General features: G+C 57.5%; 13 protein-coding genes and 2 pseudogenes. 11 read left to right on the top strand and 4 right to left on the bottom strand.

The window, feature by feature from the left end; translation table 11 throughout:
• Nucleotides 1–54: 54 nt before the first annotated feature.
• The gene (locus tag ACN0VH_RS19480; protein ID WP_278924518.1) at nt 55–1,407 is read right to left on the bottom strand and encodes a hypothetical protein; all 1,353 of its coding nucleotides are present in this window, start codon (nt 1,405–1,407) and stop codon (nt 55–57) included.
• A 273-nt stretch (nt 1,408–1,680) separates the two neighbouring features.
• Nucleotides 1,681–2,097, bottom strand: a pseudogene (locus ACN0VH_RS19475) (transposase); the annotation flags it as partial.
• A 292-nt stretch (nt 2,098–2,389) separates the two neighbouring features.
• Here ACN0VH_RS19475 and ACN0VH_RS19470 point away from each other — a divergent pair.
• From ACN0VH_RS19470 to ACN0VH_RS19425, 10 genes are all read left to right on the top strand, one after another.
• A complete protein-coding gene (locus tag ACN0VH_RS19470; RefSeq protein ID WP_417702106.1) occupies nt 2,390–3,877 on the top strand; it encodes an aldehyde dehydrogenase family protein in 1,488 nt (495 codons plus the stop codon).
• A 47-nt stretch (nt 3,878–3,924) separates the two neighbouring features.
• On the top strand, nt 3,925–4,806 hold the full coding sequence (locus ACN0VH_RS19465; RefSeq protein ID WP_417702104.1) for an NAD(P)-dependent oxidoreductase: 882 nt from the start codon (nt 3,925–3,927) through the stop codon (nt 4,804–4,806).
• Between the two features lie 87 nt (nt 4,807–4,893).
• On the top strand, nt 4,894–5,874 hold the full coding sequence (locus ACN0VH_RS19460; RefSeq protein ID WP_417702102.1) for a TRAP transporter substrate-binding protein: 981 nt from the start codon (nt 4,894–4,896) through the stop codon (nt 5,872–5,874).
• Between the two features lie 55 nt (nt 5,875–5,929).
• Nucleotides 5,930–6,457, top strand: a complete 528-nt coding sequence (locus tag ACN0VH_RS19455) for a TRAP transporter small permease (RefSeq protein ID WP_278924511.1) — start codon at nt 5,930–5,932, stop codon at nt 6,455–6,457.
• Nucleotides 6,450–7,733: a TRAP transporter large permease gene (locus tag ACN0VH_RS19450; protein ID WP_278924510.1), complete on the top strand. Its 1,284-nt coding sequence runs from the start codon at nt 6,450–6,452 to the stop codon at nt 7,731–7,733. The genes ACN0VH_RS19455 and ACN0VH_RS19450 overlap by 8 nt, the downstream gene beginning before the upstream one ends.
• Before the next feature lie 667 nt (nt 7,734–8,400).
• Nucleotides 8,401–9,171: an IclR family transcriptional regulator gene (locus tag ACN0VH_RS19445; RefSeq protein ID WP_232405709.1), complete on the top strand. Its 771-nt coding sequence runs from the start codon at nt 8,401–8,403 to the stop codon at nt 9,169–9,171.
• Between the two features lie 37 nt (nt 9,172–9,208).
• Entirely contained in the window at nt 9,209–9,961 is a 753-nt protein-coding gene (locus ACN0VH_RS19440; protein WP_417702099.1) for an ABC transporter substrate-binding protein, read from the top strand.
• A gap of 28 nt (nt 9,962–9,989) precedes the next feature.
• Nucleotides 9,990–10,643, top strand: coding sequence for an amino acid ABC transporter permease (locus ACN0VH_RS19435; RefSeq protein WP_232405711.1), 654 nt, complete (start codon nt 9,990–9,992; stop codon nt 10,641–10,643).
• Complete coding sequence (locus ACN0VH_RS19430; protein WP_232405712.1) at nt 10,640–11,368, top strand: amino acid ABC transporter ATP-binding protein; 729 nt, start codon at nt 10,640–10,642, stop codon at nt 11,366–11,368. The genes ACN0VH_RS19435 and ACN0VH_RS19430 overlap by 4 nt, the downstream gene beginning before the upstream one ends.
• A gap of 20 nt (nt 11,369–11,388) precedes the next feature.
• Nucleotides 11,389–12,654, top strand: coding sequence for an NAD(P)/FAD-dependent oxidoreductase (locus tag ACN0VH_RS19425; protein ID WP_417702096.1), 1,266 nt, complete (start codon nt 11,389–11,391; stop codon nt 12,652–12,654).
• Between the two features lie 547 nt (nt 12,655–13,201).
• Here ACN0VH_RS19425 and ACN0VH_RS19420 read toward each other — a convergent pair.
• Nucleotides 13,202–13,762, bottom strand: a complete 561-nt coding sequence (locus ACN0VH_RS19420) for a winged helix-turn-helix transcriptional regulator (protein WP_417702094.1) — start codon at nt 13,760–13,762, stop codon at nt 13,202–13,204.
• A 39-nt stretch (nt 13,763–13,801) separates the two neighbouring features.
• Between ACN0VH_RS19420 and ACN0VH_RS19415 the strand changes: the two genes are divergently transcribed.
• Complete coding sequence (locus ACN0VH_RS19415; RefSeq protein WP_278924505.1) at nt 13,802–14,182, top strand: VOC family protein; 381 nt, start codon at nt 13,802–13,804, stop codon at nt 14,180–14,182.
• Between the two features lie 410 nt (nt 14,183–14,592).
• Here ACN0VH_RS19415 and ACN0VH_RS19410 read toward each other — a convergent pair.
• Nucleotides 14,593–14,711 (bottom strand): annotated as a pseudogene (locus ACN0VH_RS19410) (IS5/IS1182 family transposase); the annotation flags it as partial.

Raw genomic sequence — 14,711 nt, 5'->3', positions numbered from 1 at the left:
CAAGGCGCTGTCTGCGCCGCGCGGCGCAATGCAACACGGTGTTTCGCTTGATCACTACATTTTGGCGACTGAGGCCTGAATGGATTTCAAAGCCTTGCTGAGTCCGGTGATGATGTCGACTTTAATTCCGAAAGGATTGTCTTCGCATTTTTTCAAATCGGCCAGATGGGCTTTTAGGTATTTCGCCGCCGCTGCCACCTCGCCCGAGATTTTTGCTTTGGCGGCGTCGGATTTGGAACTGTCTCCAGCGGCCACAAACCTTGCCAACTCCAAGAGCGCCCGCTCCAGTCCTTCGGGCACGTCTCGTGCCAGCACGCCGACTTTCACGGCAATGTCCAGCAGGTCAGGGTCCTCTTCGCGGGCCAGCCGGTCAACCAACGCGCCCAAGCCATCCACCGAGCGCATCCGCGAGACCTGCCACTGGCTGTGCAGCAGTTCGATATCGTGGACCCGCTGAGCCACCAGCCCTTCGGGCACGACCTCTTGGGCCTCAGCAGTTCGGGCGGCTTTCTGGGCAGTGGCCAGCCCATCAGCACAGCGCATCAACAGGTCCAGCGCCTTGGGCAGATCGCCCTTCTGAATAAGCGTCTTAGCATGGCCCATGGCAGCGGCCAGCTTTGCAGCAGTGTCAGGGTTGGCCTTTGCGAGCGTTTGAATGTCGCCCGGTAGAGTGCTGAGCAGACCTTTGATTGTCTCACGCAACCTGTCGGTGTCGATGCCAACGTCTGATGCTTGTTCTTGTCGTGGGGTTTGCTCTCGCTCATGGCCTTGCTCTTGAGAGGGCGTGCTTGGCAGGGAGGCCAACAGCTTGCTCACGCTGCCCAATCCAGCATTGACTTTGCCCAGTTCGCCAGCTTTCAGCCAATCTGCCAGTTGTGACAAGGCGCGCCCCACCTTGTCCCGTTGCGGGGTTGGCAGAGCAGCGCCTTGATTGCGCATTTCGACCAGTTTGCGAGCGAGGGCCTTGGCATCCTGCGTCTGTTCAGAGGTCTTCGTGGCCTCTGCCGAAGGAGCATCCTCGTCTTCAAAGAGCGATGGATCGTCAGGCAATCCTTCCTCTATGTCGCTTTCAAGAATATTGCCGTCGGCATCCATGATTTCGACATTGAGAGCAACCTTGTTGTATTTCAGGTATTTTTTGACGCGTTTGGCCAGCATGGGCAGGACCCGTTCGCAGGTCAGCCTCAGCAACTTGCGGTCAACTTCGGCCATACCAAAGGCGACCTTTGGACCCGGCCCCACGGACTTCGCCTCCTGCACGAGGACCTGAACGGAGCGTTTTCGGTGCATGCCCAGATAGTGCTCTTCTTCCGACTTGCCGGGGTTAAATGCGAAGGGCATTGGCTGTTTGCGCGCCAGTTTGATCATCTTTTTCAGCTCAGGTCCGCTGACGGCATATTCCCCCAAGACATCTCCTCCTGCGTCAGGCGCAGGCCGTCGGCCTGTTCCCTTGATGGCTCTGATGTGGCTCGCGCCGAAAAAGGCCCTTGCTAGAAAGGGCCAATGTGCAATCGCATTGCATCCGCCCCGCTCTCCTTCGCCGCGGGGGCGGTCACTCGTATAGCGCGAGTAGAGCATTTCATACCACTCTTGGGAATAGGGAATGCGCGTTTGCTTTCGGCAAGTCGGGCGCTGCACGGTGGACCAGTCACGCTTTAGTGCCGCCCCAAGTGCTCGTTTATGCGCCAGTGTCACCAGGTCAGACTGCTGTCTGCGACTGGCGGGAGGACGACTGCGGAAAGCACGCAATCCACGTGTGCTGACGCCGACAACGTCACACAACCGATTGGCAGGGAAATGGCCTCTGTGTTCTTCATCGGAGAAACGCCCCACCGGGGCCTTTCCTGATCCTCTTCAGTTTAAGATCTCCCTCTTCTCCTTGAGAAGCCGGACCTCACGCCGAAGCCGCTCATTCTCTCAGGCAAGGTCTGAATCTTCTTTCGAAACTACGTCAGTGTCTCGATGTGTTGTGACCCATTTGTTGAGCGCCGACATGCCAACACCCAGATCATCAGCCACCTGCTTACGCGTCAGCCCACTGGTCAGTGCAATCCGCACTGCATCTTGGCGGAATTCGTCCTTTCGTTTCAGTCCCATAGTCAGTCTCCTTTGGTGAAATAAATGCTATCAAAGGAGCGGCATCACACCGTGAAACGTCCAGTTCGAGCCTACGATGCTGCCGCAAAACGAAAAAGCTCGGCAAGATCGCTCTCAAGGAGCACGTCAGCCAGCCCCCCCCTGGGACCAAGACTGGCGGTATAGTATTTAGCATGTACACCAACTTGTAATCCCGCAACCTATCAGAGTAGAGTGTCGCGGCGTCCGTTCCAACGCCGAGCGCGGTCTTTCGCGGTCCAACGCACAACAGTATCAGACAGGTTTACACGCAATGAAGGACTGGAATTCAGCCGCAGCTGGTCTCTACAAAGGCGAATTTCGCCGGATGTTCATCGATGGGCGCTGGTGCGAAGCGCGTTCGGGCGAGGTGATCGAGGCACGCAACCCGGCCGATGGTAGTCTGCTTGCAACCGTCGGGCGTGGCGGTCGCGCTGACATAGACGCGGCAGTGGCGGCTGCACGCAAGGCATTTGACGGGCCTTGGTCGAAATGGACACCATTTGAGCGTCAGGCCTTGTTGCTGCGCATAGCTGAGCGTTTCGAGGCGGAATGGGAGACCCTGTGCCTGTCTGATACGCTCGACATGGGGATGCCCATTCAACGCACCCTTGCCAACAGCCGTCGCGTGCTTGGCATGCTGCGTTTCTATGCCGGTCAGGCAGTGGCGATCCATGGGGCCACGATTCCCAATTCCTTCCCGGGTGAGATCTATTCACAGACGGTACGCGAACCGATCGGCGTCGTCGGTGCCATCATTCCCTGGAACGCGCCGATTGCGGGTTCCGTGTGGAAGATTGCGCCTGCCATTGCGACGGGCTGCACAATCGTGCTGAAACCTTCCGAGGAAGCCTCGCTGACTGTTTTGATGATTGCCCGCATCATGCAGGAAGCGGGTCTGCCGGACGGCGTTCTGAACATCGTGACCGGCACGGGCAGCGAGGCTGGTGCGGCGCTCGCGGAACACCCCGGCGTGGACAAGATCGTCTTTACGGGGTCGACAGCGACTGGCCAGGCGATTGCCCGGGCTGCCACTGGCAACCTCAAGCGGGTGTCGCTGGAGCTTGGCGGCAAGTCGCCGGTGATCGTTTGCCGGGATGCTGATATCGAAAAGGCCGTGCCAGTGGCTGCGATGGCCGTTTTTGCCAATTCGGGGCAGATCTGTATTGCAGGCTCGCGGCTGTTTGTGGCCCGTGAGATCCACGACGAGTTTGTGCGCCGGGTTGCCGATTATGCCGCGTCTTTGCGGATTGGTCATGGCATCAAGGAAGACACCGACATCGGCCCGATCATTTCCTCCCGCCAAGCAGAACGCATCGCCGACTATCTGGCGGCAGGCCCGCGCGAGGGGGCCATGGTCCTGACCGGCGGAGCCCGCGCAGACGGGCCGGAGCTGGAGGGGGGGCACTTCTTCCAACCCACCGTTCTGGCAAACGTAACCGACAACATGAGCGTTGCCCGCGAGGAGATCTTCGGGCCGGTGATTTCGGCCCTGCCTTTTGACAGCCTGGATGAGGTGGTCGAACGCGCCAATGCGACACCATATGGCCTGGCGGCGGGTGTGTTCTCTACGCATCTGGGCACGGCACACAAGCTTGCCCACCGTCTGAAGGCAGGCTCTGTGTGGGTGAACATGTACCATGCCATTGACCCCGCTGTACCCTTTGGTGGGGTCAAAATGTCGGGCTATGGCCGGGAAGGTGGATCCGAACACATGGAAGAATACCTCGACACCAAGGCGATCTGGATCAACGCGGACTGAAGTCCGGTTCCGAGCGCCTCTCACTTTAAGACAGAAAGAGCATCAAAATGCATGTTGGCATCATCGGCGTTGGCCTCATGGGGCATGGTATCGCCCGCAATGTCCTTTTGAAGGGCGGCTATAGCCTGAGTTTTCTTGACCACCCTGGCAACCAGCCAACGGAGGAAATCCTTGGCCTTGGCGCCAGTGCCTGCGCCAGTCCGGCCGAGGTCGCGGCGAAATCGGATGTCGTGATCCTTTGTGTCACCGGATCACCGCAGATCGAGGCCATCGTGACCGGCTCAGAAGGTGTTGCCTCTGCGCTGAAACCCGGTGCGGTTGTTGTCGACTGCTCGACGGCACTGCCGGAGACGACCCTGCGCATGGCCGAGATCATTGTTAAGGCAGGGGGTGATTACATCGATGCCCCTATGACGCGCACCGCGAAACACGCCCATGAGGGTACGCTGAACCTGCTGGTCGGTGGCGCGGCAACGGCGCTGGAAAAGGTGAGCCCGGTGCTAGCTTCCTTTACCGAAAAGGTCGATCACGTTGGCCCGCTGAGCCATGGTCATCGGCTCAAATTGTTGCACAACTATGTTTCTGTGGGTTTCATGACGCTGCTGGCCGAGGCCGCGGCACAGGCTGCGGATGCAGACATTGACCCGCAGGTTTTTGTCAATGTTCTGGCCCAAGGTGGCGGCGCGAGTGTCGCGCTGGAGCGGTTGGCCCCCTACATCGTCGAACAGGATCGCGAGGGGTTGCCTTTCTTTGTGTCGAACGCATTGAAAGACATAGATTATTATCGTGGTATGTGCGACGCATCGGGGGCGCGGAAGACGGTTGCCGATGGAATTTCAGAGGCCTTGAAAGCGCCGGTAGAAGCAGGCCAGGGCGAAGCCTATGTCCCCGAACTGGTGCAGCTGTTTCGCAAGGGTGAAATGGCTTGAATACGGGATCGGCAGCTCTCTAGCCTTGGGGTTGCCAGAAAAAATTGCCTTGTGTAGTAAATAACGACCTTTAGAGGGAGGATTCCAATGACTTTCGTGTATCGCGGGCTGGCCACTGCCAGCTTGCTCATTGCAGCCGGTTTGCCGGCATTTGCTCAGACAGAAGTGAAGATCGGCTATGCGCTTGCGCCTGACAGCCATTATGGCGTCGCGGCCCAGAAATTCGAGGAAGTTCTGAAGGCCGAAACAGGTGATGCGTTTGAATTCAATCACTTCCCTTCTTCCGGTCTGGGCGGTGAACGAGAAGTTATTGAGGGGCTGCAGCTCGGAACGATTGAGGCAACCATCGTTTCTTCCGGCACCTTGGCGAATTTTGTTCCAGACACGGGCGTTTTCGACATTCCCTTCTTGTTCCGCGATCTGGAACATGCCCGCGCGGTGCTGGATGGGCCGATTGGCCAGGAAATCCTCGCCAAGTTCGATACCGTTGGTCTGCATGGATTGGCCTGGGGCGAACAGGGTTTCCGCCATATCACCAACAACCGCAACCCAATCCACACTCCGGCGGATGCCGAGGGGCTAAAGCTGCGCACGATGGAGAACCCGGTGCATCTCGCCGCGTTCAACGCGATGGGTGCAGCGCCCACGCCAATGGCTTGGCCGGAAGTGATTTCTTCGCTTCAGCAGGGCGTCATTGATGGTCAGGAAAACCCCCTGTCGGTGATCGTTTCGGTGAAACTGGATGAAGTGCAGAAATATCTGACCTTGTCTGGACACGTCTATTCCCCGGCAATGCTGTTGGTGTCCAAGCCTTTCTGGGAAGGGCTGGACGATACGCAGAAGGCTGCCTTTGAAAAGGCCGCTACCGCGGCCTCCGAGGCAATGCGTAGCTATGTCGACAATGTTGAGACCAGCGGCGTCGAAACGTTGAAAGAACGCGGCATGGAAATCAACGCCCTGTCGACGGATGAGAAAGCGGCTTTTCAGGAGTCCATCAGCACCGCCTATGAAGGGTACTACGAGACCTACGGCAAGGATCTGGTGAACGCGATCGTCGCATTCAAATGATACGTGCGTGTCGACGCCGAAGCGGCGTCGACACCTTTTCGGTGGCGGGGACATCGTGAAAAAGCTGGAAAACATCTTTGTGGCGCTTAACGGTTGGGCGCTGATCCTGATGCTGTCGGCCATGGCAATCATCGTGGGCAGCAATATTACACTGCGATACGTGACCTCGCATTCACTGCCCTGGGCTGACGAGGCGGCACGCTATCTGATGATCTGGCTGACATTTATTGGCGCGGGGCTGATCCTGCGTTTCGGTGGCCACGTTGCAATCACCAATCTTCAGGATAGCCTGCCGCAGACCGGGCAACGTCTGCTGCGGGCGGTGATCGTCGCGATGCTGTTGGCGTTCTTTGCCTTTATGGTGCATGTCGGTTGGCAATACGCGCAACGGATGCAATACCAGGTTACGCCCGCGCTGCGCCTGCCCTTCTTGTATATATATGCGGCAATGCCTGTCGGCTTTTCATTGTTGATCGTGCATCTTTTGCTGATTGCCCGCTCGTTTATCGAGGCAGGAAGATACCGGTCGTTGGACCCCGATTCTGATGATACGGCCGCTTTGCCAGGTGGCGCGAATGGCTGAAATTCTGTTCCCTGCTCTGTTCCTGCTGCTGGCGCTTGGGCTGCCGGTCGCCTTTGCGATGGCGATTTCTGTGTTTCTTGCCATCACCTTTGCCTCCAATTACCCGCATCTGGTGGTGGTGAAAGAAATGTTTGCCGGCCTGGACAGTTTCCCGTTGCTGGCAGTGCCCTTCTTCATCCTTGCCTCCGAGATCATGACGGGCGGTGCGGTGACCCTTGCGATCTTGCGTCTGGCGCAGGCGTTTGTCGGCCATTTGCGCGGTGGTCTGGGCCATGCCAACGTGGTCAGCTCGGCGATGTTCGCGGGTATTTCAGGGAGTGCGCTCGCCGATGCCGCCGGCCCCGGTACGATGATGGTCCGCATGATGGAAAAGGGCGGTTATGATCGGCCTTATGCCGGGGCGCTGACAATTGCCAGTTCGGTTGTTGGGCCGATCATCCCACCCTCAATCACCATGATCATCTATGCCATGCAGGACAAAGAAGTCTCGGTCGGGTCGCTGTTCATGGCCGGTGTGTTGCCGGGTCTGTTGATCACTATGCTTATCCTGTTTGCCAATGCCCGCGTAAGCAAAGCGCGGAACTATGCTTCCGGGCAGCCGATGCCCTCGTTAGCCGAAATAGGCCGGATTGCTTTCTTTGCCGTGCCGGCGTTGTTGCTGATCCTGCTGGTTGTGGGCGGTATCCGCTTTGGTATTTTCACCCCAACGGAAGCCTCTGTCATCGCCGTGTTCTACGCATTGCTGGTCGGCATGTTTGTCTACCGTTCACTGCATCTGCGCGACCTGCCGGGCATCGTACTGCGAGCGGCGCTGACGTCTGGTGCGGTGCTGCTGATCCTGGGCGCCGCCAGAGCCTTTGCTTGGGTGCTGATCATCGAGAGCGTGCCGCAGTTCCTTGCAGAAACAATTATCTCTTGGGATCTCTCTCCTATCGTCTTCCTGTTGGCGGTCAACCTGCTGTTGCTGGTTTTTGGCCTGTTCATGGATCCGCTGCCGGGGGTGATGATCCTGGTGCCGATTCTCGCGCCAATCAGCTTTGCGCTGGGGATCGACCCGAACCATTTCGCGATTATCGTGATTGTGAACCTGACACTTGGGCTGGCCACGCCACCGGTTGGTAGCCTGATTTTCGTGGTGTCCTCTACCGTTGGGCTCAAACCCTCAACCTTGGTAAGGGAGATGCCGCCATTCTTCCTGGCCCTGGCGGCCGCGCTGCTGCTCATCACCTTCCTGCCGTTCCTGTCGACATGGCTCCCCCGCATCAGCGGGTTCTGACGGCTCCTTTGCATGGAGCTGTCGAAGCAGTGCAGTGTCTATCCGAACAAGATCAGCGGCGGGAAACGGGCGGCGATCAAGAACATTGCGCCCCCTTTCCAAGGGCGGCGACGATGGGGGCAAAGCCAGCGCGGTCGAGATAGACTAGCTTCATTCGAAGATCAGCCAGCTTGTGGTCGAACGCGATTTTTTTAAACGCGCCTGGGATCGCTAAGCAAGGATTGCGGGCAAATGTGCATTGAAGAAGATCCCACCGGGATCAGCGTTCGGTGTCAGTGCCAGATGCTGTCGCTCGCGCGCTCGAACCTTTGTTCGTGCCCAAAGGCGAGAGCGCTGAGCCTCTGGCATTCATGGGGATCATCAACAAGACGTTCCTGAACACTCCCTAATACGGGTCGCCAGCTGGCACGGCACATGCGTGCGATTGGGCAAGCTTGGGGCGACAGCCAGATGTGCTTTGCGGGCTTCTGCAAATTTCATTTCCTGCGCTTCGTTGACCTTTTAGCGAGGTGCAGCACCGCCCTGGTCAACCGAGCAGATTTGAAGGTCCACTTTCGGGAAGTCTTTCGCGACTGCGTGGCCACAGTCGAGCTTGACACAAGGCCCGCTTTAGATGCACGATATCGCTATGAGATTTGTTTTATCGCACAGCGATATTGGAGTGCCGATGACGAAACCCGATGTGCAAGACAGGATGTTCGTGGATGCGATCGATCGTGGTTTGAACGTGCTGCGCGCGTTTCGCGGGCATGAAAGCCTTAGCCTGACCGAGATCAGCCGCATTTCCGGCCTCACCATGGGGGCGGCACAACGCTATGTTCATACCTTCGAAGTGTTGGGATATCTGGTGAAGGATGAGGGCAAGCGCTTGAGGCTGGCGCCCGGCGCGCTTGAAATTGGCTCGATCTACCTGACATCAGACCCGCTGATCGAAAGGGCCAATCCCCATTTGGCCGCCCTGAACCACTCCAGCAAGGAAAGCGTGAACCTGTCCCGCCGGGTTGGTGATGACATGGTTTTCCTAGCCCGGTTCACCAGCCATGAATCGTCCTTCATTCATATGCCAATTGGTACGCGTATTCCGATGGCAGCTTCGGCAACCGGGCGCGCCTTTCTTGCCCGAATAGACCCCGCCGAAGCAGAAGAGATCGTGCATCGCACCGCTGGGCGTGCCTTTACTTCCCGCACCTTGACAGACCCGGGGGAGATCCTTGACCGCCTTGCCGAGACCCGGGAACGCGGGTTCTCCTCCTCCTCTGAGGAATTCTACCTTGGCGATCTGAACATCGCGGCGGCGGTCACCGGTGTCGATGGTCATCCGGTTGGCTGCATCAACATCTCTGGCCCAACAAGCCGTTGGTCGCTGCAAACCCTTGAGGACCGTTGGGCGCCCTCGCTGATCCATACCGCGCGGGCGATTTCATCGCTGGCGGTCTGATATCCAAATTCAAAAAAACAACCAACAGGAGACTACAATGAATAAATTCCAAAAACTTGTCAGCTTTACGACCGCTGCCATCTTTATCGCGACTGCCCCATCCGCAGAATCCTATAAAGTCGGCTCCACCGCGACGGGTGTGCCGTTTACCTTCCTCGATGCCAAAAGCGGCCAGATCGAGGGCATGATGGTCGACCTGATCCATGCGGTCGGTGAGGAAGCAGGTTTTGAAGCGGATGTGAATGCCGTCGATTTCTCGTCGCTGATCCCGTCGTTGAATTCCGATCGCATCGACCTGATTTCCGCTGCGATGCTGATTACCCCCGCCCGTGAAGCGGTCATCAGCTTTTCCGACCCGGTAATGCCCTATGGTGAGGGGCTTATCGTGAACAAGGACTTCACCGGAACAATCGGCGGTGGTTTCAGTGGTCTTGAAGGAAAGGTCATCGGGGTTCAGCAAGGCACGGTCTACCTTGAAAACCTGCAGAAAATCGACGGTATCGGAGAGGTCCGCGCCTATGACTCTCTCGCCGACATCCTGTCGGAAGTGAACCGTGGCCGCATTGACGTTGGCGTCGGCGACAAGCCGATCGTGTCCTATCAGATGTCCCAGGGCACCTACCAGAACATCAAGTTCGTGGAAGGCTATGAAAGCCAGTTCGAAGGCTCGATCGCGATTGGGGTCCGCAAGGACGACACCGAGCTTCTGGAGCGCGTCAACGCTGCTCTGCAGGTGCTGAAAGACAACGGAACCGTTGGCGGGATCGCAGTGAAATGGGGCCTGCAGTAAGCTCAGGTCTTCGGGAGAACGTTTCCATATGAATGATTTCATCGAAAAATCAGGTGACTACCTGCCAATCCTGTTGAATGGGGTTGGCATCACGGTGTCCCTCACCATCACAGCACTTGTTATCGCAACCCTCTTGGGACTGGTCTGGGCATTGATGCGCTACTCTGGAATTGGGCCGCTTGTCTTCATTTCCAAGACAGTGGTGAACACGGTGCGCGGGATTCCGATCCTGGTTCAACTCTTCTACATATACTTCGTTCTCCCGGAATTCGGTATCGATCTGTCCGCTTTTCAAGCTGGCGCTTTCGGTTTGGGGCTCGCTTACTCCTGCTACATGGCAGAAAACTTCCGCGCCGGACTGGAAGCGATCGACAAGGGACAGATCGAGGCGGCGCATTCCATCGGCATGGGCTGGCCACTGATGATGCGGCGGGTGATCCTGCCGCAGGCCGTGCGCACGGTGCTGCCCCCCTACGGCAACACCATGATTATGCTGCTGAAAGACACCTCTCAGGCCTCGGTCATCACGGTCGCCGAACTGACTATGAAGGGCAAGCTTCTGGCCGCCTCAACATTTGACAACATGACCGTCTATACGCTCGTCGCCGTGATGTATCTGGTTCTGAGCGTCCCGTTGCTCGTTCTTTCGGGCTATCTCGAACGGAGGTTCGGCAAGAAATGATCCGGCTTGAAAATATTCATAAACGTTTTGGTGAACTTGAGGTTCTCAAGGGTATCGATTGCGAAGTGCAACAGGGTGAGGTGGTCTGCCTGATTGGGGCCTCCGGCTCGGGAAAGTCCACGCTTTTGCGCTGCGTGAACGGTCTGGAAACCTACGAGGAAGGGCGTCTAACCATTGATGGCAATCTGGTGGATGCACGCTCGAAAGACATCCGGAGCCTGCGGACCTCAGTCACAATGGTGTTTCAACGGTTCAACCTTTTCCCGCACCGCACGGCGCTGGAAAATGTGACCGAAGGACCAATCCACGTGAAGGGCATGGCCCGCAGCGAAGCCATCGAGATGGGGCATGAATTGCTTGCGCGAATGGGGCTGGATGCCAAGGCACATACCTATCCCGATTCCCTTTCCGGGGGACAGCAGCAGCGGGTTGCCATTGCGCGTGCCCTTGCCATGCAGCCACGGGCTATCCTGTTTGATGAGCCAACTTCCGCACTGGATCCCGAACTGGTCGGTGAGGTGCTTGAGGCGATGCGGGGCCTCGCGGACGAGGGGATGACCATGCTTGTGGTGACGCATGAGATGGGATTCGCCCGTGAAGTCAGCGACCGGGTTCTATTTATGGATCAGGGGCGCATCGTGGAAAATGGGTCAGCCGAACAGGTATTGACCAATCCCCAACATGAACGGACCCAGGATTTCCTGCGCCGTGTTCTGGAGCGATGACACCGATGGACATGACACCAATGTCAACGAGCCTTTGGGCTCATACTGCAACAGCCGCACCCCGGACCTCGGCACTGGATAGAAACGACGAGGTCGGCACGGTCGTTGTTGGCGGTGGCTTTGCTGGTCTCTCCACTGCACTGCACTTGGCAGAGCTCGGCGAAAGCGTCCACGTTCTGGAGGCGGGAGAGATCGGTCAGGGCGCCTCTGGGCGAAATGGCGGTCAGGTGATCCCGGGGATTAAGTACGATCCTCAAAAACTGCGCAAGATGTTCGGCCCCGAGGCCGGTGCCCGTGCCGTGGCCGATTTTGGCAACACAGCAGCTAAGGTGTTCGAACTGATCGACCGCTACAAGATTGACTGCGACGACACGCGTGTCGGCTGGATACAACCTGCCCATACCAAGGCCGGGCTATGCGAGGCCTATGAGCGTTGCCGCCAATGGGCCGAAGAAGGTGCCGATGTGGCACCCCTGACCCGCCAGGAAGTGGTCGAGCACCTTGGTGCTCAGGGCTATCACGGCGGCTGGATTGACCGCCGCGCAGGCAGTGTGCAGCCGCTGTCCTACGTCCGTGGATTGGCCGCAGCCATGCTGTCACAAGGTGGCGCGATTTCGACCGGAACCAAGGTCACACGTGTCGAGCCGGACGGCGCGGGCTGGCGCACCGTGACCGAAGGCGGTCACGTCCTGCGTTCGCGCAAGGTCGTGCTCTGCGGTAACGCCTATACGGGGGGGCTGATCCCAAGAATTGCGCGCAGCTATATCGCCGCCAACAGTTTCCAGGTTGCAACTGCGCCGTTGGAGCCAGGGCAGGCCGAAGAGGTGATGCCTGGCGGTATCGTGGCCTCGGACACGCGTCGGCTGCTGGCCTATTTTCGGCGTGACCGCGAAAATCGTATGCTGATGGGGGGGCGTGGAAGCTTCAAGAATCCTGTCTCGGATCAAGGCTTTGCCCATCTGGTGCGCATGCTGCACAAAACCTTTCCGCAGTTGGCAGGCCAGCCAATCGAGTTTCGGTGGGCGGGGCGTGTCGCAATTACACAAGACTTCCTCCCGCATTTTCACGAGCCGCAGCAGGGCCTGATTTCATTGGTCGGCTGCCAGGGGCGCGGGGTGGCCCTGCAAAGCCGCATGGGAGAATGGCTAGCTGATTACGTGGCCACCGGAGACCGCAACGCCTTGCCGCTGCCGGTCACGCCGGTTCGCACCATTCCGCTTCATGAACTGCGGGAACTATATGTGGCTGCGACTGTGGCTTATTATAAGCTAAGGGACCTGATCTGACTTTGGGCGGCAATCTGACGGACAGGCTGCACGCCATTTCCGTCCAAGACCAGCGCAGAACTGTCGTCGTTCCGCACGATCTCAGCGCCGCCGCCCATTACGCCAACCTCATTTCGCTTCAAGGATGGCAGACTTGTCGCCCCAAATCCTGCGAGAGATTTCGCCGAGCAGTTCTTGCCGAAAGACGCCATCGATCTGCCTGAGCAAGGACGGCTCGATTTGTATCCCCGCCATCTACACTGGGCCCAGTGCGAACCCAACGAGGCAGGCAGAGTATGTTCAGACGAACATACTGTCGAGGATGCGCCTGACTGAAAAGAACGGCATGGCAAATGCCGATATCAGACGATTGTGTTGAAAAACGCGCGCGACTTTCAAAACGCCCAGCAAACGCAGAACATTCGTTCTGCCTGAAAATCGCTACGCCCCAAACGACGGCAATCATTCGACTGTAGCCAGAACAAAGTTCTGCTTCGAGGCCGACGCTGCCGTTGGCTCCGTTCGGTTCAATGGTCGCTTTGCAGATTTATCCGACTTCCATCATTTCTCAATGAGGGGCGGTTCGACTATAAAATGCGATTTTGGGCGCAATGACCTGACTGATAAGGTCACCAGTGTTCACGGCAATATAGATGGATCTAGGCGGGCGGGCGCCTCCATCCACGCTGCGGCACACCCAGTCCCTTGCTTCCATTGATTTCAGTGACTGAGACAGCGCCCGATCTGTAATCGTCGGCAGGCGTCGCTTGATGTCCATGAAATGGCTTGGTTTGTGGAGCGACGTCAGAACCGGCAAAGTCCATGACCGGCGCAGCAAGGGCCAATCGTCCTCCGTAGAAACATTGTGAATTTTGTCAGCGATGGCCGCGACTGTCCTCCCCAGTTCCGTAAGCCGGAATTCCGGGCGCAGCGGATGGCCGAAACCGGGGTTTCGTTCAAGCAAACCCTGTTCGATCAAATGATCCATGCTTTGCGCGAAGGCTGTTCTGCCTGCGCCCGTCGCAGCCAGGAGGGGCGCTTGCCGTCCGGGGGTACCTGAATGCAGGCTAGATAAGATGGGCATCGCCCAAGCTCTTGAAGTGATGTTGACAAACATTCTTATGTCCATAAAGTATAGCTACTATGCTTTTAATCGTAAGGAAAGCCCATGTCACTCGTTTCCGTCGATCAGACCATCACCATCGCCATGTCGGTCAAGAATCGCCATGCAAGCGCGAAATGGTACGAAGCCATGCTGGGATTTGAGCTGCTCTATCACGCCGATGACGCGGGCTGGTCCGAGCTTCGGACCAACACGCCCGGTGTCGTCATTGGCCTTGGCGAGCACACCAAGCCAGCACCCGGCAACTGCGTACCAGTCTTTGGGATAGCTGATCTGGATTCAGCGCGGCAGAAATTGGAACAGGCCAAAGTCGAATTTGATGGCGAGACGGATATCGTCGAGGGAATGGTAAAGACCGCGACTTTTTACGATCCCGACGGCAATGCGCTGATGCTGGCGCAGGATTTGACCGGAGGCATTGGGTAAAACGCTAATTTCATATGGCCTCTGCGCCGTGTCTGCGGTTGATAGGAACGGCTTCAACTGGGCCTCACGGCAATTCTTCGGGGCTGTAAGTTCAACCACCACTTCCAGATGTGGCCCCTTAGCGGTCGTCTATAGCCTTCGCAGCATCAGACATTTGGGCTCTCCTTTCTCTTTCACCGCGCCAGTCGTGAATGTCTGATCTTCAGCTTAACCGTTCGCTCGACTCTCACGTAGCGCTGTGGCTAATGCCACCCAGCTTTTACAGTCGGCAACCGATGGACTAACGCATTCCCCACTTTCCTGCGTATGATCGCAATGACTGGCGTAGGCTTATCAGTTCAATTATGTGGCCCCGTACAATCGGCGTCAGGGCAGGCCATAGAAATGTTTACGGAGACTAGGTTCAGGACTCATACCCAATAAATGACAGTTGCGGCGAGGGCGATTGCCGAAAGGAAGACTTTGGGGCAGCGGTCATATCGGGTTGCGACCCGTCGCCAGTCTTTCAGCCTGCCGAACATGATCTCGA

The organism is Pseudophaeobacter sp. (assembly GCF_048267565.1).
Taxonomy (GTDB): domain Bacteria; phylum Pseudomonadota; class Alphaproteobacteria; order Rhodobacterales; family Rhodobacteraceae; genus Pseudophaeobacter; species Pseudophaeobacter profundi.
This window is presented reverse-complemented; position numbering and strand designations above follow the sequence as displayed.

What these genes read in the sequence shown, in the direction of transcription:
- ACN0VH_RS19470 (WP_417702106.1), top strand. Translation starts at nt 2,390, where the DNA reads ATGAAGGACTGGAATTCAGCCGCAGCTGGTCTCTACAAAGGCGAATTT.
- ACN0VH_RS19465 (WP_417702104.1), top strand. Translation starts at nt 3,925, where the DNA reads ATGCATGTTGGCATCATCGGCGTTGGCCTCATGGGGCATGGTATCGCC.
- ACN0VH_RS19460 (WP_417702102.1), top strand. Translation starts at nt 4,894, where the DNA reads ATGACTTTCGTGTATCGCGGGCTGGCCACTGCCAGCTTGCTCATTGCA.
- ACN0VH_RS19450 (WP_278924510.1), top strand. Translation starts at nt 6,450, where the DNA reads ATGGCTGAAATTCTGTTCCCTGCTCTGTTCCTGCTGCTGGCGCTTGGG.
- ACN0VH_RS19445 (WP_232405709.1), top strand. Translation starts at nt 8,401, where the DNA reads ATGACGAAACCCGATGTGCAAGACAGGATGTTCGTGGATGCGATCGAT.
- ACN0VH_RS19440 (WP_417702099.1), top strand. Translation starts at nt 9,209, where the DNA reads ATGAATAAATTCCAAAAACTTGTCAGCTTTACGACCGCTGCCATCTTT.
- ACN0VH_RS19435 (WP_232405711.1), top strand. Translation starts at nt 9,990, where the DNA reads ATGAATGATTTCATCGAAAAATCAGGTGACTACCTGCCAATCCTGTTG.
- ACN0VH_RS19430 (WP_232405712.1), top strand. Translation starts at nt 10,640, where the DNA reads ATGATCCGGCTTGAAAATATTCATAAACGTTTTGGTGAACTTGAGGTT.
- ACN0VH_RS19425 (WP_417702096.1), top strand. Translation starts at nt 11,389, where the DNA reads ATGTCAACGAGCCTTTGGGCTCATACTGCAACAGCCGCACCCCGGACC.
- ACN0VH_RS19420 (WP_417702094.1), bottom strand. Translation starts at nt 13,762, where the DNA reads ATGGACATAAGAATGTTTGTCAACATCACTTCAAGAGCTTGGGCGATG.
- ACN0VH_RS19415 (WP_278924505.1), top strand. Translation starts at nt 13,802, where the DNA reads ATGTCACTCGTTTCCGTCGATCAGACCATCACCATCGCCATGTCGGTC.